The following is an 18,234-nucleotide window of genomic DNA, read 5'->3' as shown; positions in this document are numbered from 1 at the left end:
CAGGATGACTGCGGGCACGACACGTTACGTACTGGTTTGCGCGCCGGTCTCGTCGGCCGATCAGGCGAACGCAACGGATCAAGCGGTATGCCCGCCCAGTAGCGAACAGTTTTTCCATGTGCAAGCAGTACAGGCGTACGTGCTCGATGCAGCGAGCGCCGGATATATCGATGCGGTGGTGCAGCCCTTCGATTACGGTCAGGCGGCCGGATTCTGGGGTGCTGCATTTACGTCGGTTGTAGGTCTGTATTTCGCGTGCCGTGGGATTGGTGCGGTCGTCGAGATGATTCGACGGGCGTAGAAACGCGTGCCGGGCGCTTCCCGGCTCTTTCTGGAGTGTACGTATGAAAACGAAGTTGCAAACTCTCAAGGCGCTGTCCGTGCGTTCGATTCTCGGTGGCGTCGCTGTCCTGCCGGTCCTCGCTCACGCGGAAGGTGGCGGCGTCGACTATGGCCCGATGCTGGCGAAGATCGACTTTGCGACGACCACGGCGGCCGTCCTGTCGATCGCAGCGCTGCTCGCTGGTCTGTATATGGCGATCAAGGGGGCGAAGATCGTTATCGGCATGGTGCGCGGCGCTTAAGTTAGCCCGCGTTACGGGGTGAGTGTTGAGGGGGCCTAGCGCCCCCTCTTTTTTGACGGGTCGAAAGAGACATGACCAATGTTGAGGCGTGGTATCTGGTGATGTTCGCATGGGGCTTGCTGTCAGCGTGGGCCGTCATTCAGGGGATGCAAGGATGAAGATTAAGAACGCATGGATAGCGTTGTTCGCGGCATTGGCAATGGTTTGCAACCAGCAAGCGCACGCACAGGCCGCTCTCTTGCCTATCGAGAATTTCGTAATCAACCGCGTTGAGGCTGCAATCCTGACGCGAGTCGCGATTCAGCGAGGATTCGCGGCAAACGACCCGCGGATCGCCGCGACGCTCACGGGCATGGGTTCCGTCTCATCCGTGGCCAGTATCGCTGCGACGGGTGTGGGGGCCGTTATGGCTGTCGCCGGTGCCCCGGTATGGCTCACGGTCTTAGCGGGCCTCGGTATTTTGGCGGCAGGCGCTGCCATCACGATGAATTCGGGGCTCACCAATTTCAAGGTGGCGGTTAGCCCCGACGGCAAGAGTGTCTCTCTCAATCGAGTTGCTTCGCCTCTTCCGGCTCCATATCCAGATCCGGGCCGGATACCAGTAAAACCGGACGCGGTGGAATCCCCCGAGTCTCGTGCACGCGCGTTCGGCATCCGAGTATTCAAGAATACGACGTGCAACCTCCGTACCGAATGTGGCAGGTACCCATATCCTGATTCGAGTGCGGATGGAGCTTTCATTCTCCGAAATGGATGGATGGACCTTTATGCAGATACGCTCGATCAAGTTTCGCGCTACAACGCATACCACGCATGGTACATGGCTCATGATCGCGTGAGTGATGGTAAGAATAGCGAAGTGTTGTCGAGTGTCACCTACTTCGCCAAGGAACCTCCCAATTACAATGGTCCGTGGTACTTGTACACAAAGACAGTCTCCCGCGTCACGTTTCAATGCCGGAGTGGTGATCCACAAATGGAAATGTGCTCTACGGTCGATACCAGTATTGATCGTGCTATCTCATGGACGTTTGATCAGGATGTCGTAGCATTGGCTAGCGGAGACCTTTCAGATATCGTGAAGAACATTTCGCCTGCGGCGGCGAGGGCAACAGTTCCGCCGCAGACGGTCGCGAAACTGGTTGATGAGACGTGGAAGCGCGCAGCGGCGCAACCGGGTTATCACGGCCTGCCCTATTCGCCAAATTCTCCGGTTACGAAGGATGACGTTGAGGAATACTACAAGTCAGACCCGTTCGCCCGTAGGCCGACTCTCGGCGATTTGCTGTCTCGGCCTGCTACGCCTGGAACATCTGTCGTGGTATCGCCCGATGTACAGCCGAATCCCAATCCTGCACCGTACCCAATCCCGGTCCCCACTCCGACTCCGACTCCGGTTCCCAATCCTGAGCCGGTTCCCCTTCCGAATCCTGAGCCAAGTCCGAACCCCAATCCAAACCCCAACCCGAATCCCGATCCGAATCCGAATCCGAATCCGAATCCGAACCCGAACCCGAACCCGAACCCGAACCCGAACCCAAACCCAAACCCAAACCCAAACCCGAATCCGAATCCGAATCCGAATCCGAATCCGAATCCCGACCCGAGCATCGCGCAGAACGTGAACGTCGTAAATGTTCCAAGCGTGAACGTGATAAACCGCGTGGGCGTCGATGTCGGTCCCGATCCGGGCATTGGTGCGCCATCGCTTGAAGATACGCCGACGGCAGAAATGATCCTGCGGCCATTGCTTCGGCTGTTTCCCGATCTGCGTAGCTTCGAAGTTCCGGCACACAACGGCGAATGCCCTCGGCCTTCAATAACGCTGTTCGGTCAGCAGATCACCGTTACTTCGCATTGCGATCTTGCTGAAAAGTTCAGACCGCAAATACATGCGGTGTTCGTTGCCGTGTTTGTTCTCGGCGCGCTGTTTATCGTGTTGGCAGCATAAGGGGGCAACTATGTGGGCATTGCTTGCATCTGCGGTGAACCTGCTTCTCGGGTTCGTAGTGCGGTCGGTCATCGCGAAGTTCTTCGCTTACTTCGTGATGTACTTCATCACGACCGAATTTATTGCTGTACTTCAGTCGTCGGGGCTGTTGCCGACGGCCGCGTCGCTCGCGGGGGCATTTGGCGGTATTGGCGCTGACGTTTGGTACTTCCTCGATCTCTGCGCGTTCAGTTTCGGCGCGCAGTTGATCATCTCTGCATACGCGACGCGCTTCATCATTCGTCGTATTCCAGTGATCGGGTGACACATGGCAATCAATGCATATTGCGGTGTCATGGGGTCCGGAAAGTCGTATGAGGTTGTATCTGGCCCGTTGCTTGATGCAGTCGCATCCGGTCGGCGAGTCGTGACGAACATCGATGGCATCAGTGAAGAGCGCGTGCACGCTTACCTCATCGAGAGGCGGCGTGTTTCGCCAGACAGGTTGGGCGCTATCGTTCACGTTCGGACTGCTGATCTCTTGACGGACGGCTTTTTCCCGACTGAGGATGAAAGCCATGATGGCGCGGTCGTAACACCGGGCTTCGTGAAGCCGGGGGACTTCCTTGTAATTGATGAGGCGTGGAAGCTGTGGGCGGTAGGGATGAAAGTCACGCCTGAACATATGAATTTCTTTCGCATGCATCGACACTTCGTCAGCGCGGACACAGGCGTTTCGTGCGACGTGGCCTTGATGATCCAGAATATCGCAGACCTGCATCGGTCTGTTCGCGGCGTGCTGGAACTGTCGTTCGTCATGGTCAAGCTCAAGAGCTTGGGCCTATCGAAGAAGTACCGCGTAGAGATGTATGAGGGTGGCAAGCAGACACTGAAAACGCGAGTCGGGACGTTCGTGCGAACGTACAAGTCAGAAATCTTTCCGCTCTATAGCAGCTACGTGGGTGGCTCCGGGTCTGAGGCAACGATCGACAAGCGACAGAACGTGTTGGCAAATAAGACGCTCTGGGGGATCGTTGGCGGCGTTGCCGTATGCATGATGGTTGGTGCTTGGGGTGCGTGGCGCTTCTTTCATCCAGCGTCAAAGGTGGATGTTTCACATGCAGCGCCCCCACCTCAGATTGACACTACATCGAGGGCGCCGGGAAATGCCGTAGGTCCCGCCGGAGAAGCTGCGCCTGCATCGAGTAAGGTGTCGGATGCGTGGCGAATCGCAGGATCGTATCGCATAGGTGATCTTGAATGGGTGGTTCTCGTTGGCGGCTCGGGCCGGCTGCGTATCGAGTCACCGTCGATGTTTGTAAACGATGGGATGGTGCGAGTCGGGAAGATCGACGGTCAGGACGTTACAACGTGGTCTGGATCGCCGGGGGCCGCGCTCCCAGCAGGGGGCGGCCGATGAAAAGGATTGCGATTCTCTTGCTCCTCGCTGCATCCATTGCACACGCAGCGCAGGCGGTGCACCCGGTGCCGACGTTGCCACCGCTGCCGCCCGGAGCAGTCGGGCCGTCCGAAGCGGCATTCGTACCACCGAATGCGCCCCCTGCCCCGGTTGCGCTATCGGCGCTTCCGCCAGTGTCAGGGACGCGTATCGATTTGCGGTTTGTGCCGGTTGCACAAGTGGTCGATCTGGTCTACGCCGATATGCTGAAGGTGCCTTACGTGATCGCGCCTGAAGTGCTCGCGGATCAACGGCCGGTGTCGTTTCGATTTGATAAGCGCGATGGTGATATGCGTAACTTCATGCGGGGATTCCTCGCGTCGCTCGGCTTTTCGCTGAACACGCGCGATGGGGTGGACTATGTGTCGAAGCGCGACGCGGCACCAGACGAAGATCAGGATAACTACGTATATCAACCGCGCTATCGTGATGCAAATTACCTTTCTCGCCTCGTGCAGCCATTGTTCACGGGGCGATTCACAACCAATCGCGATATCGCCACATCGACCGATAGCCGGATGCGTGCGGGTTCGTCGCCTACGTCTGCGGCGGCGATGCTGGATCAGGAAACCGATACGCTTGTGTTCATCGGGTCCGCACGCGAGATAGCCGCACTGAAAAAGCTGCTTCCGCAAGTCGATATGCCGGCCGGTCAAGTTGCGGTGCGTGCTTGGGTGTATGAGGTCAGCAAGCAGGAAGACAACAATTCGGCTTTCCAGTTGGCTTTGAGCCTGCTAGGTGGGCGCGTCGGGGCGTCGATCGGGTCTGGATCCGTTGGCAATGATTCGAACGCGATTCGGTTGCGTGCCGGTGGTTTTGAAGCCGCGATATCGGCGTTGAACAGCGACTCTCGATTTAAGGTCGTCACCTCGCCGAATCTGCGGGTCCGGTCCGGCCAGTTAGCCAGGCTGAATGTCGGTCAATCCGTGCCGGTTGTCGGGTCTGTTTCCTATCCAAGTACATCGGGTGCGCCGGTGCAGAGCGTGCAGTATCAGGACGCGGGGGTGATCTTTCAGGTGCAGCCGACCGTCAAAGCGGGGGCGATTGATCTGACCGTCGTTGAAGAGATAAGCGACTTCGTGCGTACAACGACCGGCGTCAACAACTCGCCCACGAAGAACACGCGCAAGCTCGAATCGTCGTTCAGTGTCGAGGATGGGGACGCCGTGCTTATCGGCGGGCTGATGCAGGAAAAGGCCAGTCACATTGATTCGGGCCTGTCGTTCCTGCCGTCGTGGATGAGAGGGCACTCGAGCGGCGGCAGCCGCACGGAAATCCTGTTGCTCCTGCAAGTCCAGAAGCTGTGATGCTTGGTCGGCGGCGATTTCATCGGGGTCGCCGCGGGCGCTGCTCTAACCTTGCTTCGTATTCCAGTAGGCGAATCTGTAGGCTGTTCGGAAGCCACTCCCATATTGCGAGGTACAGCGGGTGTTTCCAGAACGGCTCCCGCTGAATCTTGGGTCGAGGGGTTGTTAGCGAGGGCGTGTCTTTGGGGCGGCGGTGCTGCTTGGGGTAGTAGTGCGGATCTGGCTTGTTGCCGTGCATGCGTCGTAGTGCCTTGGAGTTGTTCGCTGAACGGTATCAAATCTGCTGCCCCTGCGCGCACTCGCAAAACTGGCAGGCGGGTCAGACGGGCGTCTAGGGGACGGAGTTGACAACTATACGGCGCTGCCGTATGGTTATACCATGTTTACGATCATCGAGACCCCAGTTTTCCAGCGGTATTCGTCAGATATTTGGCGCGATGTAGAGCGCGATGAGTTCATTAACTGGATCGCAAACAACCCACTTGCGGGTGACGTAATTCCAGGTACTGGCGGGTTACGAAAAGTGCGCTGGTCTCGCTCCGGAATGGGCAAGCGCGGCGGGGCGCGCGTCATCTATTACAACCTTTTGGATGACGGAGAAATCTGGCTTCTGATTGCATATACGAAGGCCAAGTTTGACAACCTACCGACATCGTTTTTGAACCAACTGCGGGAGGAAATTAGCCATGGATAAGGAACTGGAACAATTTCAAGCCGACTTGCTGAATTCGGTTCGAGAAATGAAGGCGCGAAAGGCTGCCCGTTCGACAACAGTTGAGCCGACGGTGGCGTCGCTCGCTCGCGCAAAGGTCGGGCTGTCCCAAAGTGCATTTGCCGCGCTTTTAGGCGTCTCGGCGCGCACGCTTCAGGATTGGGAACAGGGACGACGCACGCCAACTGGTGCAGCACAAACTTTGTTGCGTGTTGTCGTTAAGCATCCGGAAGCGCTTCAAGATCTCCAACCAGTCTGATAGAGGCGCATAGGACGTTCAGCGTCAGGAGTGTCCGGCCGGAATCGAAGAGGCTTAGGGCGACTGTCTGTGCTCGAAGTGCTATCGGTTGTCGCGCGGCTTAGCGCGGCCTGCCGGACCGAGTAGCGGGTATCTCCGGGGAGGGGGAACGTAGGCAGCGCCATATGCACCCCCTCCCCTCTCTGCAAGGCTGCTTTTACTGAACGGGCGCCGGTTGAGCGTGTTCTTCTGCGCGATAGACCGCGCGCTTGATGCTCGACAGGTGAACCCCGTATTCGTGAGCGAGCGCGGCTAGCGTGTAGTTCCCGGTACGCCACTGGCGCACGACGCGGCGCTCGTCCTCGCACTCAAGGCTTCGTGGTCGGCCTAAGCGGACACCGCGCTTCTTCGCAGCCTGCATGCCGCTCTTCGTCCGCTCGCGAATCATTTCCCGCTCGAATTCGGCGAATGCGCCAAGCATCTGGATCATCAGCCGCCCAGCTGGCGAAGTGGTGTCGATGTGCTCGGTAAGGCTCTCAAAGCCCGCTCCGCGCTCCTGCAGGCGATCGATGATGCTGAGAAGGTGCTTGAGCGATCGCGCAATGCGATCGAGCTTGTAGACGACTAGGACGTCGCCGCGCTTGAGGTTTCTGAGGAGTTTGTCTAGGACTGGTCGGCGCAGGTTTGCACCTGATCGCTTCTCTTCGTGGACTGCATCGACGCCGGCCTTCGTCAATGCGTCGATCTGCGCACGCGTTTCCTGTTCTTGTGTGGAAACTCTGGCGTAACCGATTCTCATTGGATGTAAAAAAACGCCAGATTCTTCCACAGAATCTGGCGTTTCCTTACGAACAATTTCGATATTGCATTCAAAATCGAAATTCTTCTTTTGTGTGGCGGAGAGGGTGGGATTCGAACCCACGGTACGGGGAAACCGTACGCCTGATTTCGAGTCAGGTACATTCGACCACTCTGCCACCTCTCCTTCCTGCTTATTTCCCGGTTGGTCGTCTCCGGGAAAGAAAAGATTATAAAACGATCTCTTCGATATCTTCAAGCCTTTTTTGCAAATTTTTTGCGAGGCCGTCGGAAGCAGGTCGCGGGGCAATCTCACGACGCCTGTGCAGGCGCGTCGATGCGCTCCACGCCACCCATGTACGGACGCAGCGCTTCAGGCACCGTGACCGAACCGTCGGCGTTCTGGTAGTTCTCGAGCACGGCCACCAGCGTGCGGCCAACCGCGAGGCCCGAACCGTTCAGCGTATGCACGAGCTCCGGCTTGCCCTGCGCGTTACGGAAACGCGCCTGCATCCGGCGCGCCTGGAACGCCTCGGTGTTCGAGCAGCTCGAGATCTCGCGATACGTGTTCTGCGCGGGCAGCCACACTTCGAGGTCGAACGTCTTCGCAGCCGCGAAGCCCATGTCGCCCGTGCACAGCGTGATCACGCGGTACGGCAGGCCGAGCTTCTGCAGGATCGCTTCCGCATGGCCGACCATCTCGTCGAGCGCCGCATACGACGCTTCCGGCTCGACGATCTGCACCATCTCGACCTTGTCGAACTGGTGCTGGCGGATCATCCCGCGCGTGTCGCGGCCGTACGAGCCCGCTTCCGAACGGAAGCACGGCGAATGCGCGGTCAGCTTGATCGGCAGCGCGGACGCTTCAACGATCGACTCGCGCACGGTGTTCGTCAGCGAGATTTCCGACGTGGAGATCAGGTATTGCGTGACGGTGTTCTCCGCACCGCCCTTCTCGACGCGGAACATGTCGTCCGCGAACTTCGGCAGCTGGCCGGTGCCGTACAGGATCTCGGGGTTCACGATGTACGGCGTATACGTCTCGGTGTAGCCGTGCTGTTGCGTGTGCGTGTCGATCATGAACTGCGCGAGCGCGCGGTGCAGGCGCGCGATCGAGCCGCGCAGCATCGTGAAGCGTGCGCCGGCGAGCTTCGCGCCGGTCTCGAAATCGAGGCCGAGCGGCGTGCCGACGTCGACGTGATCCTTCACGTCGAAGTCGAACTGGCGCGGCGTGCCCCAGCGGCGCACCTCGACGTTGTCGTTCTCGTCCTTGCCGACCGGCACGCTGTCGTGCGGCAGGTTCGGCATGAGCAGCATCAGGTCGGACAGGCGCGCCTGGATCTCGCCGAGCTTCGCCTCCGACGCCTTCATCTCGTCACCGATGCCGCCGACTTCGGCCATCACCGCCGACGTGTCCTCGCCCCGCCCCTTCATCGCGCCGATCTGCTTCGACAGGCTGTTGCGGCGCGCCTGGAGCTCTTCGGTGCGGGTCTGGATCGCGCGGCGTTCCGCTTCGAGCGCGGAAAACGCGGCGACGTCGAGGGTGTAGCCGCGATCGGCGAGGCGCTTGGCGACGCCGTCGAGGTCTTTGCGCAGCAACTGGATGTCGAGCATGGGAGGACTGGAAAATCGTTGTGTAAGACGGGGATTCTAACGCACCGCGGGGTCGCCACGGCATCGGCCGGATGGACAGCGCCGGGAACACGCCGCGGCCGTCCGTGGCAGACTCGTGGTGCCGGCCGCATGTCGCCCGCCGGCAAACCGCCACGCATGGGACCCGAGAACCGATGGCCATCGAACTGGACAAGGACGTACGCGACCGCGCGATCGCATCGCTGCAACGTTATTTCACAGAAAACATGGACGAGCCGATCGGCAACATCCAGGCCGGCGCGCTGCTGCACTTCTTCGTCAAAGAGATCGCGCCGGATATCTACAACCGCGCGATCGCCGACGCGCAGGCACGCCTGCACGCGCGGATCGCCGAGCTGGACATCGAATGCCACGAGGAGCCGTTCGGCTACTGGAAGCAGCTGCCGGGCCGCAAGCGCTGACGCGGGCCGGCCGCTCGCGCGCTAGTCCTTCTTGCCCGCCTCGCGGTCGAGCTCGCGCAGCCACGCGAGCTTGTCGGCGATCTTCGATTCGAGCCCGCGCGGCACCGGCTTGTACCAGCGCGGCTCGCGCATCCCGTCCGGCAGGTACGTCTCGCCGGCCGCGTACGCGTTCGGCTCGTCGTGCGCGTAGCGGTACGCGTGGCCGTAGCCGAGCTCCTTCATCAGCTTGGTCGGCGCGTTGCGCAGGTGCACCGGCACCTCGCGCGACTTGTCCTGCTTCACGAAGGCCATCGCCTGGTTGAACGCGTTGTAGCCCGCGTTGCTCTTCGCCGCGCACGCGAGATAGATCACGGCCTGGCCCAGCGCGAGCTCGCCCTCCGGCGAGCCGAGCCGCTCGTAGGTCTCGGCCGCGTCGTTCGCCATCTGCATCGCGCGCGGATCGGCGAGGCCGATGTCCTCCCACGCCATCCGCACGATCCGCCGCGCAAGATACTTCGGGTCCGCGCCGCCGTCGATCATCCGGCAGAACCAGTACAGCGCGCCGTCCGGGCTCGAGCCGCGCACCGACTTGTGCAGCGCCGAGATCTGGTCGTAGAAGTTGTCGCCGCCCTTGTCGAAGCGGCGCGCGTTCAGCGTCATCGCGCTGCTGACGAAATCCGCGTCGATCGTCGTCACGCCGGCCGACGTGGCCGCCGTCTGCGCCTGCTCGAGCAGGTTCAGGAAACGCCGCGCATCGCCGTCCGCGTAGCCGACCAGCGTGTCGACCGCCTTGTCGTCGAACGCGAGCCCTTCGAGCGTGATCTCCTGCGCGCGCTTGAGCAGCTGGCGCATCTCGTCGTCGGTCAGCGACTTCAGCACGTAGACCTGCGCGCGCGACAGCAGCGCCGAGTTGACCTCGAAGCTCGGGTTCTCGGTAGTCGCGCCGATGAAGGTCACGAGCCCCGACTCGACGAACGGCAGCAGCGCATCCTGCTGGCCCTTGTTGAAACGGTGGATCTCGTCGACGAACAGGATCGTGTGGCGGCCGGTGCGATTGAGCGTGTCCTTCGCCTGCTCCATCGCTTCGCGAATGTCCTTCACGCCGCCCAGCACCGCGGACAGCGCGATGAACTCGCAGTCGAACGCGAGCGCGGTGAGCCGCGCGAGCGTGGTCTTGCCGACGCCTGGCGGCCCCCACAGGATCATCGAATGCGGCTTGCCCGATTCGAACGCGAGCCGCAGCGGCTTGCCTTCGCCCAGCAAATGCGTCTGGCCGATCACCTCGGCGAGCGTCTTCGGCCGCAGCGCCTCGGCGAGCGGCCGGCGCGGTTCGACTTGAAACAGGTCGGACATGAACCCTCGCTCCCCATCATACGGTGGCGACCGAACGCGGCCGCCGGACCCGACATTATGACAGCCGCGCGACATGGCCGCCGCGCCCGGTGCCCGCGCCCGGTGCCCGCGCCCGGTGCCCGCGCCCGCAAACAACACGGGCCTGCCATCGCTGGCAGGCCCGACGGCAAATCCGGCGCGCGGCGCCGGTCAGCCGGTGATCACGTCCGCGCCCTTCGGCACGGCGAACTTGAACGTGTCCGCCTTCAGCGGCGGGTTCGTCTGGATGTTCGTGAACGTCAGCAGCGTGACGTTGCCGAACACGTCATGCAGCTCCATCGCGGCGAGCGTGCCGTTCCTGAAGCCGATGCCGATCCGCTGGAACTGCGTGTCCTGCGCCTTCGGCAGCATTTCGAGCCACTCGATGCCGCCCTTCTCGCCGGCGTCGCGCAGCGTGTAGTTCTTGTCGAGGTCGTTGCTGCCGAACAGGATCGCGGCCGGGCTCGCGCCCAGCGCGCCGGCCAGCTTGCGCTCGGTGACCTGGTTCAGGTCGCGGTCATACACGTAGAGCTTGTCGCCGTCGGCCTGCAGCACCTGCTGGTACGGCTTCTGGTAAGTCCAGATGAACTTGCCCGGACGCGCGAACACGAACGTGCCGCTCGAATTGTCGGTGGGCTTCGGCGCGACTTGCGCGGCGCTCGCGCCCTTCGCCGGCGCCTTGACGATCTGCTGCGTGAACTCGCCCTTCGCCGAACGCACCTGCGACACGAATGCCTTCAGCTGTTCGGTGCCGCCCGCGAACGCATGCGTCGCCGCGAGCATCAGCGATGCGCCGGCGAGCGCCGCGCCGAGCCAGCGCCGCGTCGAACGAAGGGAAGGGGCGAACGGATGTTGCTGCATGATGCGGTTTTCTCCCTGGGTGGCCTGCGTGCGTCGCGGACTCATTCCGCGTCGCGCGCCGGCACAAGAATTTCGCGGTTGCCGCTCGACGACATCGCCGACACGAGCCCCGACTGTTCCATCTGCTCGAGCAGCCGCGCCGCGCGGTTGTAGCCGATCCGCAGATGGCGCTGCACGAGCGAGATCGACGCGCGGCGGTTCTTGACGACGATCTCGACCGCCTGGTCGTACAGCGGATCAGACTCGCCGCCGCCTTCGCCGGTTCCCGCGCCGGCCGAGCCCTCGTCGCCGTCGACGGTGCCGCCCTCGAGCAGGCCCTCGACGTAGTTCGGCTCGCCATGCTCCTTGAGCTTCTCGACGACGCGGTGCACCTCGTCGTCGGCGACGAACGCGCCGTGCACGCGCACCGGCAGCCCGGTGCCGGGCGGCAGGTACAGCATGTCGCCCATCCCGAGCAGCGATTCGGCGCCCATCTGGTCGAGGATCGTGCGCGAGTCGATCTTCGACGACACCTGGAACGCGATCCGCGTCGGCACGTTCGCCTTGATCAGGCCCGTGATCACGTCGACCGACGGACGCTGCGTCGCGAGGATCAGGTGGATGCCGGCCGCACGGGCCTTCTGCGCGATCCGCGCGATCAGTTCCTCGACCTTCTTGCCGACGACCATCATCAGGTCGGCAAGCTCGTCGATCACGACGACGATGTTCGGCAGCCGGCCAAGCGGCTCCGGATCCTCCGGCGTCAGGCTGAACGGATTCGGGAGCTTCTCCTCGCGCTTCGCGGCCTCGTCGATCTTGTTGTTGTAGCCGGCGAGGTTGCGCACGCCGAGCTTGCTCATCAGCTTGTAGCGCCGCTCCATCTCGGCGACCGTCCAGTTGAGCGCGTGGCCCGCCTGGCGCATGTCGGTGACGACCGGGCACAGCAGATGCGGAATGCCTTCGTAGACGCTCATTTCGAGCATCTTCGGATCGATCAGGATCAGGCGCACCTGGTCGGCGGTCGCCTTGTACAGCAGCGACAGGATCATCGCGTTGATCCCGACCGACTTGCCCGAGCCGGTCGTGCCGGCCACCAGCAGGTGCGGCATCTTCGCGAGATCGGCGCACACCGGCTTGCCGCCGATGTCCTTGCCAAGGCTGAGCGTGAGCGCCGACGACGCGGCCGCGTACACCTCGGAGCCGATGATCTCCGACAGGTGCACCGTCTGGCGGCGCTGGTTCGGCAGCTCGAGCGCCATGTAGTTCTTGCCGGGAATCGTCTCGACGACGCGGATCGACACGAGCGACAGCGAGCGCGCGAGATCCTTCGCGAGGTTCACGATCTGGCTGCCCTTCACGCCGGTGGCCGGCTCGATCTCGTAGCGCGTGACGACCGGCCCCGGATACGCGGCGACGACGCTCGCCTCGACGCCGAAGTCCTTCAGCTTCTTCTCGATCAGCCGCGACGTGAATTCGAGCGTGTCGGCGGAGATCGCCTCCTGGGCCTTCGGCGCCGGGTCGAGCAGCGAGACCGGCGGCAGCGTCGAGTCGCCCGGCAGGTCGGTGAAGAGCGGCGCCTGACGCTCCTTCTCGACGCGCTCGGACTTCACCGGCGTGACGACCGGCGGCACGATCGTCACCGGCTCGTGATCCTCGATGCGCACGCGCTCTTCCTCGACCTTGCCTTCGCGGCGCACGGCTGCGGCCTCGCCGAGCTTGCGGTCGCGCTCGGCCTCGCGGCGCAGCTTCGCGATGTTGACGGCGGACAGGATCGCGCCGCCGACGCGCTCGGCGACCGACAGCCACGAAAAGCGGAAATACAGCGACAGGCCGATCGCGAGCGCGATCAGGAGCAGCAGCGTGCCGCCCGTGAAGCCGAACGCGTGCGACATCGCGCCCGCGACCGCCTCGCCGACGACGCCGCCCGGCGCGCGCGGCAGCTGCACCTTCAGCGACCACATCCGCAGCGCCTCGATGCCGTCGCACGCGAGCAGCACGAGCACGAACGCGAATACCTCGGTCAGCCAGCCGACCGGCCGCTCCGGCTCGTCGGGCAACGCTTCGTGGCGGGTGATGCGGCGATAGGTGGCGTTGATGCGGCGCCCGAGCGGCACGATCAGCCAGTAGGCCGACAGGCCGAACAGCAGCAGCACGATGTCGGCGGTCCACGCACCGACGCGGCCTGCCCAGTTGGTGATGTGATCGACCTGCGCCGCGTGCGTCCAGCTCGGATCGCGCCGGCTGTAGCTCAGCAGGGCCATCACCAGAAATGCGCACAGCGCGACCTGGAGAATCCAGCGGATCTCCGTGAGGAGCTTCGACATCCGGTGCGGCAACGCCTGTGCCTGAGCGGAATAAGGAGCTTTTGCCATGAATCCGTATAGAGAAGACGGGCCGCGCACGCCGCGCGCCCGCCGATCGTTCGAGCCCGCTTATTGTAAACGCTGCGCCGCGCCGCCAAGTGTAAATGACGGTTACATGGGGCCGCCAAGGTGGGGCCGGCGAGGTGGGGCCGGCGAGGTGGGACCGCCCTGGTGCGGCCGGCGCGGTGGAGCCCCACAGGCCGGGCCGCCAGAACGCGGACGCCCTCCCTCGACCTGCCCGCCCCGCCGAACGCTATCGCCGCGATTGAAACTCTCGTTCGGCAGCGCAACAACAGGGCCTTTATAATGCGCGTCTGATACCCATCTACGGTGGCATCCCGGTCAACCCCGACCGTCCGGCGCGCTCACCCCGCCCGCCGCAGCCGCCTTTTACGGATTTCGCACATGTCCACGCCCAAACACGCCAAAGTCCTGATTCTCGGTTCCGGCCCCGCCGGCTACACGGCTGCCGTCTACGCGGCGCGCGCCAACCTGTCCCCGGTTCTGATCACCGGTATCGCACAGGGCGGCCAGCTGATGACCACGACCGACGTCGAAAACTGGCCGGCGGACGCGAAGGGCGTGCAGGGTCCCGAGCTGATGCAGCGCTTTCTCGAGCACGCCGAGCGCTTCAACACCGAGATCCTGTTCGATCACATCCACACCACGAAGCTGCACGAGAAGCCGATCCGCCTGATCGGCGACGCCGGCGAATACACGTGCGACGCGCTGATCATCGCGACCGGCGCGTCGGCGCAGTACCTCGGCCTGCCGTCCGAAGAGGCGTTCATGGGCAAGGGCGTGTCGGCCTGCGCGACCTGCGACGGCTTCTTCTATCGCGGCCAGAACGTCGCGGTCATCGGCGGCGGCAACACCGCGGTCGAGGAAGCGCTCTACCTGACGGGCATCGCGAACAAGGTCACCGTGATCCACCGCCGCGACAAGTTCCGCGCGGAGCCGATCCTCGTCGACCGCCTGCTCGAGAAGGAAAAGGAAGGCAAGGTCGAGATCAAGTGGGACCACGTGCTCGACGAAGTGACGGGCGAGGATTCGGGCGTGACGGGCCTGCGCATCAAGCACGTGAAGACCGGCGCGACGGAAGACCTCGCGGTGCAGGGCCTGTTCGTCGCGATCGGCCACAAGCCGAACACGGACATCTTCCAGGGCCAGCTCGAGATGAAGGACGGCTACATCCTGACGCAGAGCGGCCTGCACGGCAACGCGACCGCGACGAGCGTGCCGGGCGTGTTCGCCGCGGGCGACGTGCAGGACAATGTGTATCGCCAGGCGATCACCAGCGCGGGCACCGGCTGCATGGCCGCGCTCGACGCGCAGCGCTACCTCGAAAGCCTGCACGACCACAAGTAAGCCGCGCGCGCCGGGCGCTACAATGGCGTCCGCTGCCGCGACGCACGCCTGGCCGACCAAGCCGCTGCCGACGCAGCGGCTTTTTTCATGCCCGCGCGCGCCCGCGCGCGTTTGCCTTGCGTGTGTGAATCATGGCGAAGAATCAGCCCCATCCGAGCGATCCCGCGAAGCGGCAGGCCGCCGCCCGTCCCAAGCAACCCGCCCCGGGCGCCCCTTCCGCGCCGCCGGCGCCCGACCCCGCCGCGCTGCGCGGCCAGGGCCTTGCCGGCCTCGGTGCGCTGCGCACCGCGCTCAAGGGCGAAACCGAGCGCCGCGAGCGCGAGCGCGTCGAAACCGCGAAAGCCACGCGCCAGGCCGAAGCCGACGCGAACCTGTTCCGCAACGAGATCGGCGCGATCCGGCCGCTCAACGCGCCGCCGCGCGCCGCATCCGGCCGCGAGCCGCCCACGCCCGTGCCGAAGCAGACGCAGCGCGACGAGGAAGCGGTGCTGAACGCGACGCTGTCCGACGAGTTCGATCCCGAGACGCTGCTCGACAGCGACGAGTCGCTCTATTACCACCGCCCCGGCGTGAGCCGCGACGTCGTGCGCAAGCTGCGAAGCGGCGCGTGGATCGTCCAGGCGCAGATCGACCTGCACGGGATGCGCCGCGACGAAGCGCGCGAGGCGCTCGCCGAGTTCATCCGCGAGTCCGGCAAGAAGGGGCTGCGCTGCCTGCGCGTGATCCACGGCAAGGGCCTCGGCTCGGTCGGCAAGGAGCCGGTGCTGAAGGGCAAGGTGCGCGCATGGCTCGTGCAGAAGGAGGAAGTGATCGCATTCTGCGAAGCGCGCGGCCACGACGGCGGCGCGGGCGCGGTGCTCGTGCTGCTGCAGCCGTTGGCCGCGCCCGGCGATCGGGGGCCGCGTGCCGCATCCTAGGCTGACGCTCGCGATCACGGTACTCGAGGCCATTGCGACGCTCGCGTTCGCGATTTCCGGTTTCATCGAAGCGCGCAAGAACCGGCTCGATTCGGTCGGCACGTTCGTCGTCGCGCTCGCGACGGCGTTCGGCGGCGGCACGCTGCGCGACATCCTGCTCGAACGCCGGCCGTTCTACTGGGTCGTGCACGACGACTACGTGCTGGTGATCTTCGCGCTGTCGCTGTGCGCGCCGTTCGTGCTGCGAATGCTGTCGCGGCTGTTGGCCGAACGAACGCTGCTCGTCGCCGACGCGGTCGGCCTCGGCATCTTCAGCGTGTCCGGCACGTCGATCGCGCTCGACGCCGAGATGCCGCGCTTCATCGCGGTGATGATGGGCGTGATCACCGGCGTCGTCGGCGGCATCATCCGCGACGTGCTGTGCAACGACATCCCGCTGATCCTGCGCGACTCGCGGCCGTACGCGACCTGCGCATTCGTCGGCTGCTGGTTCTACCTGCTGCTCATGTGGCTGGACGTCGATTCGGTCTACAGCGTGCTGACGGCGACCGGCTTCATCCTCGTCGCGCGGCTCGTTACGTTCAAGTTCGACGTGCGGCTGCCGCATTGAGCGCAGACCATCGGTTGTCCAGAACTGACGCGATCCATCAGACACAGTCTTTTACATATCCCTTTCGGCGCGCAATGCCGCCATGCTACGTTCCGCCCGGTTGATGACAAACGAGTGGAATGCGCATGAGCATCCTTTATGCGGTAGTTGAAGGCGATCCGTTGGACAGCGGAGGCCACGTACTCAAGGAAGGAAAATGCGGAACGATCACGGGTGACGATGGCGAACGCCGGAGAATCGCGTTCCTCGGACAACAGGCGTGGTGCAACACCTGCGAAAGCGTCGGGACGATCGAAGCGGCTCCCGGCTCTCCAGACAAAAGGCGAATGCGCGACCTCACTTCCGGAGAAAGGCTTCAAGCCCTGGATGGAGATTGGGTCCGATGCCGTTGTGAACGCCCCCCTCGCATCATCTCCCTGTACGGGCGCAAATGGCCTGGCATCCGCGTTGAATTCACGAGCGTCCCTTGAAACCGGGCAATCGACGCGTCTCCCGTTCGAGTGCGAAACAAGACACGTCGTCGATGCCCCGGCCCATTCGCGTTACGCGATCCGCTCTTCCGACGCCGGATCGAACAGCACCGCCTTCGATACGTCGAACAGCAGCGACAGCGTCTGCTCCGGCTGCGGGTTCGCGGCCGGGTGCACGCGGCTCACGATGCGCTTGCCGTTCACCTGCGCGAACACGTGCGTGTCCGGGCCGGTCGGCTCGGTCACGTCGACGCGCACATCGAGCGGCTGCAGGTGCGACGCGTCGCCGTTGTGCGCATGACGCACGTCGGTGATGCGCTCCGGCCGCAGGCCGAGGATCACCTCGCGACCGACATGCGCCTTCAGCTTGCCCGCGTCGAACGGCAGGTTCAGCGCGCCGCGCGCGACGCCCGTGTCGATCTCCAGCGCGACGCCGCTGCCCTGCTCCACCAGCCGGCCATTGATGAAGTTCATCGGCGGCGCGCCGATGAAGCCCGCGACGAACAGGTTCGACGGCGAATCGTAGATGTCCTGCGGCGCGCCGAACTGCTGGACGACGCCGTCCTTCATCACCGCGATGCGGTCGCCGAGCGTCATCGCCTCGATCTGGTCGTGCGTCACGTAGACGATCGTCGTGCCGAGGCGCTGGTGCAGCAGCTTGATCTCCGCGCGCATCTCGATGCGCAGCTTCGCGTCGAGGTTCGACAGCGGCTCGTCGAACAGGAACAGCGCGGGATCGCGGGCGAGCGCGCGGCCCATCGCGACGCGCTGGCGCTGGCCGCCCGACAGTTGGCCCGGCTTGCGCTCGAGCAGGTGCTGGATCTGCAGCATCTGCGACACGCGCTCGACGATCTGCTGCTGCTCGCTCTTCGGCACCTTGCGGATGTTCAGGCCGAACGAGATGTTCTCGCGCACCGTCATCGACGGATAAAGCGCATACGACTGGAACACCATCGCGATGTCGCGGTCCTTCGGCGACAGGTCGTTGACGACCTTGCCGTCGATCCGGATCTCGCCGCTCGTGACCGTCTCGAGCCCGGCGATCATGTTGAGCAGCGTCGATTTCCCGCAGCCCGAGCCGCCGACGAGAATCAGGAACTGACCGTCCTCGATGTCGATGTCGACACCCTTCAGGACCGGCACCCCGTTCGGGTAAGTCTTGTACACGTCACGGATGGAAAGGCTTGCCATGCTGTGAATCCTCTGTCTCGTGCGGCGCGTTCCGCGCGCCGCG

The 18,234-nt window shown here is 63.5% G+C and carries 19 protein-coding genes and 1 tRNA gene; 13 read left to right on the top strand and 7 right to left on the bottom strand.

Annotated features, from left to right (window positions below; all coding sequences use genetic code 11):
* The first annotated feature begins 4 nt into the window (after positions 1–4).
* The 8 genes from ACFIMZ_RS05240 (at position 5) to ACFIMZ_RS05205 (ending at position 6,251) form a co-directional block, all read left to right on the top strand.
* Positions 5–301: a hypothetical protein gene (locus ACFIMZ_RS05240; RefSeq protein WP_431821712.1), complete on the top strand. Its 297-nt coding sequence runs from the start codon at positions 5–7 to the stop codon at positions 299–301.
* 43 nt (positions 302–344) lie between these two features.
* On the top strand, positions 345–584 hold the full coding sequence (locus ACFIMZ_RS05235) for a hypothetical protein (RefSeq protein ID WP_431821711.1): 240 nt from the start codon (positions 345–347) through the stop codon (positions 582–584).
* Between the two features lie 154 nt (positions 585–738).
* The gene (locus ACFIMZ_RS05230) at positions 739–2,535 is read left to right on the top strand and encodes a hypothetical protein (RefSeq protein ID WP_431821710.1); all 1,797 of its coding nucleotides are present in this window, start codon (positions 739–741) and stop codon (positions 2,533–2,535) included.
* 10 nt (positions 2,536–2,545) lie between these two features.
* On the top strand, positions 2,546–2,839 hold the full coding sequence (locus ACFIMZ_RS05225; protein ID WP_373374805.1) for a DUF2523 domain-containing protein: 294 nt from the start codon (positions 2,546–2,548) through the stop codon (positions 2,837–2,839).
* Positions 2,840–2,842: 3 nt separating this feature from the next.
* Entirely contained in the window at positions 2,843–3,934 is a 1,092-nt protein-coding gene (locus tag ACFIMZ_RS05220; protein WP_431821709.1) for a zonular occludens toxin domain-containing protein, read from the top strand.
* A complete protein-coding gene (locus ACFIMZ_RS05215) occupies positions 3,931–5,280 on the top strand; it encodes a type II secretion system protein GspD (protein ID WP_431821708.1) in 1,350 nt (449 codons plus the stop codon). Before ACFIMZ_RS05220 ends, ACFIMZ_RS05215 begins: the two co-directional genes overlap by 4 nt.
* Positions 5,281–5,659: 379 nt before the next feature.
* Positions 5,660–5,974, top strand: a complete 315-nt coding sequence (locus tag ACFIMZ_RS05210) for a transcriptional regulator (protein WP_431821707.1) — start codon at positions 5,660–5,662, stop codon at positions 5,972–5,974.
* Positions 5,967–6,251, top strand: a complete 285-nt coding sequence (locus ACFIMZ_RS05205; protein WP_431821706.1) for a helix-turn-helix domain-containing protein — start codon at positions 5,967–5,969, stop codon at positions 6,249–6,251. Before ACFIMZ_RS05210 ends, ACFIMZ_RS05205 begins: the two co-directional genes overlap by 8 nt.
* 196 nt (positions 6,252–6,447) lie before the next feature.
* Here ACFIMZ_RS05205 and ACFIMZ_RS05200 read toward each other — a convergent pair whose 3' ends face one another.
* From ACFIMZ_RS05200 to serS, 3 genes are all read right to left on the bottom strand, one after another.
* Complete coding sequence (locus tag ACFIMZ_RS05200) at positions 6,448–7,029, bottom strand: recombinase family protein (RefSeq protein WP_431822425.1); 582 nt, start codon at positions 7,027–7,029, stop codon at positions 6,448–6,450.
* Between the two features lie 95 nt (positions 7,030–7,124).
* Positions 7,125–7,215: transfer RNA gene (locus tag ACFIMZ_RS05195), tRNA-Ser, on the bottom strand.
* Positions 7,216–7,340: 125 nt separating this feature from the next.
* Positions 7,341–8,642 (bottom strand): serine--tRNA ligase, encoded by a 1,302-nt coding sequence (gene serS / locus ACFIMZ_RS05190; RefSeq protein ID WP_431821705.1) that lies wholly within the window; start codon positions 8,640–8,642, stop codon positions 7,341–7,343.
* 173 nt (positions 8,643–8,815) lie between these two features.
* Here serS and ACFIMZ_RS05185 point away from each other — a divergent pair, with 173 nt between their 5' ends.
* On the top strand, positions 8,816–9,082 hold the full coding sequence (locus ACFIMZ_RS05185; RefSeq protein WP_431821704.1) for a DUF2164 domain-containing protein: 267 nt from the start codon (positions 8,816–8,818) through the stop codon (positions 9,080–9,082).
* A 21-nt stretch (positions 9,083–9,103) separates the two neighbouring features.
* Here the strand turns inward: ACFIMZ_RS05185 and ACFIMZ_RS05180 are convergent, their stop codons facing one another.
* The 3 genes from ACFIMZ_RS05180 to ACFIMZ_RS05170 all read right to left on the bottom strand — a co-directional run bounded on the left by ACFIMZ_RS05180 (position 9,104) and on the right by ACFIMZ_RS05170 (position 13,644).
* Positions 9,104–10,414, bottom strand: coding sequence for a replication-associated recombination protein A (locus ACFIMZ_RS05180; RefSeq protein WP_431821703.1), 1,311 nt, complete (start codon positions 10,412–10,414; stop codon positions 9,104–9,106).
* Between the two features lie 189 nt (positions 10,415–10,603).
* Entirely contained in the window at positions 10,604–11,293 is a 690-nt protein-coding gene (gene lolA / locus ACFIMZ_RS05175; RefSeq protein ID WP_431821702.1) for an outer membrane lipoprotein chaperone LolA, read from the bottom strand.
* 41 nt (positions 11,294–11,334) lie between these two features.
* Positions 11,335–13,644, bottom strand: a complete 2,310-nt coding sequence (locus tag ACFIMZ_RS05170; protein WP_431821701.1) for a DNA translocase FtsK — start codon at positions 13,642–13,644, stop codon at positions 11,335–11,337.
* Positions 13,645–14,040: 396 nt separating this feature from the next.
* Here ACFIMZ_RS05170 and trxB point away from each other — a divergent pair, with 396 nt between their 5' ends.
* The 4 genes from trxB to ACFIMZ_RS05150 all read left to right on the top strand — a co-directional run bounded on the left by trxB (position 14,041) and on the right by ACFIMZ_RS05150 (position 17,000).
* The gene (gene trxB / locus ACFIMZ_RS05165; RefSeq protein WP_431821700.1) at positions 14,041–15,003 is read left to right on the top strand and encodes a thioredoxin-disulfide reductase; all 963 of its coding nucleotides are present in this window, start codon (positions 14,041–14,043) and stop codon (positions 15,001–15,003) included.
* A 131-nt stretch (positions 15,004–15,134) separates the two neighbouring features.
* Positions 15,135–15,920: a Smr/MutS family protein gene (locus ACFIMZ_RS05160; protein WP_431821699.1), complete on the top strand. Its 786-nt coding sequence runs from the start codon at positions 15,135–15,137 to the stop codon at positions 15,918–15,920.
* A complete protein-coding gene (locus tag ACFIMZ_RS05155; RefSeq protein ID WP_431821698.1) occupies positions 15,907–16,530 on the top strand; it encodes a trimeric intracellular cation channel family protein in 624 nt (207 codons plus the stop codon). The genes ACFIMZ_RS05160 and ACFIMZ_RS05155 overlap by 14 nt, the downstream gene beginning before the upstream one ends.
* Positions 16,531–16,655: 125 nt before the next feature.
* Positions 16,656–17,000 carry a hypothetical protein gene (locus ACFIMZ_RS05150; protein WP_431821697.1) on the top strand — a complete coding sequence of 115 codons (345 nt, stop codon included), beginning with the start codon at positions 16,656–16,658 and terminating at the stop codon, positions 16,998–17,000.
* 72 nt (positions 17,001–17,072) lie between these two features.
* On the opposite strand, the gene ACFIMZ_RS05145 is transcribed toward ACFIMZ_RS05150, so the two are convergent.
* Positions 17,073–18,191 (bottom strand): ABC transporter ATP-binding protein, encoded by a 1,119-nt coding sequence (locus ACFIMZ_RS05145; protein WP_431821696.1) that lies wholly within the window; start codon positions 18,189–18,191, stop codon positions 17,073–17,075.
* Positions 18,192–18,234: the final 43 nt, after the last annotated feature.

Source organism: Burkholderia sp. F1 (assembly GCF_050813845.1).
GTDB lineage: Bacteria > Pseudomonadota > Gammaproteobacteria > Burkholderiales > Burkholderiaceae > Burkholderia > Burkholderia ubonensis.
This window is presented reverse-complemented; position numbering and strand designations above follow the sequence as displayed.

Coding starts and splice junctions, on each gene's coding strand:
- ACFIMZ_RS05240 (WP_431821712.1), top strand. CDS start 5: ATGACTGCGGGCACGACACGTTACGTACTGGTTTGCGCGCCGGTCTCG.
- ACFIMZ_RS05235 (WP_431821711.1), top strand. CDS start 345: ATGAAAACGAAGTTGCAAACTCTCAAGGCGCTGTCCGTGCGTTCGATT.
- ACFIMZ_RS05230 (WP_431821710.1), top strand. CDS start 739: ATGAAGATTAAGAACGCATGGATAGCGTTGTTCGCGGCATTGGCAATG.
- ACFIMZ_RS05225 (WP_373374805.1), top strand. CDS start 2,546: ATGTGGGCATTGCTTGCATCTGCGGTGAACCTGCTTCTCGGGTTCGTA.
- ACFIMZ_RS05220 (WP_431821709.1), top strand. CDS start 2,843: ATGGCAATCAATGCATATTGCGGTGTCATGGGGTCCGGAAAGTCGTAT.
- ACFIMZ_RS05215 (WP_431821708.1), top strand. CDS start 3,931: ATGAAAAGGATTGCGATTCTCTTGCTCCTCGCTGCATCCATTGCACAC.
- ACFIMZ_RS05210 (WP_431821707.1), top strand. CDS start 5,660: ATGTTTACGATCATCGAGACCCCAGTTTTCCAGCGGTATTCGTCAGAT.
- ACFIMZ_RS05205 (WP_431821706.1), top strand. CDS start 5,967: ATGGATAAGGAACTGGAACAATTTCAAGCCGACTTGCTGAATTCGGTT.
- ACFIMZ_RS05200 (WP_431822425.1), bottom strand. CDS start 7,029: ATGAGAATCGGTTACGCCAGAGTTTCCACACAAGAACAGGAAACGCGT.
- serS (WP_431821705.1), bottom strand. CDS start 8,642: ATGCTCGACATCCAGTTGCTGCGCAAAGACCTCGACGGCGTCGCCAAG.
- ACFIMZ_RS05185 (WP_431821704.1), top strand. CDS start 8,816: ATGGCCATCGAACTGGACAAGGACGTACGCGACCGCGCGATCGCATCG.
- ACFIMZ_RS05180 (WP_431821703.1), bottom strand. CDS start 10,414: ATGTCCGACCTGTTTCAAGTCGAACCGCGCCGGCCGCTCGCCGAGGCG.
- lolA (WP_431821702.1), bottom strand. CDS start 11,293: ATGCAGCAACATCCGTTCGCCCCTTCCCTTCGTTCGACGCGGCGCTGG.
- ACFIMZ_RS05170 (WP_431821701.1), bottom strand. CDS start 13,644: ATGGCAAAAGCTCCTTATTCCGCTCAGGCACAGGCGTTGCCGCACCGG.
- trxB (WP_431821700.1), top strand. CDS start 14,041: ATGTCCACGCCCAAACACGCCAAAGTCCTGATTCTCGGTTCCGGCCCC.
- ACFIMZ_RS05160 (WP_431821699.1), top strand. CDS start 15,135: ATGGCGAAGAATCAGCCCCATCCGAGCGATCCCGCGAAGCGGCAGGCC.
- ACFIMZ_RS05150 (WP_431821697.1), top strand. CDS start 16,656: ATGAGCATCCTTTATGCGGTAGTTGAAGGCGATCCGTTGGACAGCGGA.
- ACFIMZ_RS05145 (WP_431821696.1), bottom strand. CDS start 18,191: ATGGCAAGCCTTTCCATCCGTGACGTGTACAAGACTTACCCGAACGGG.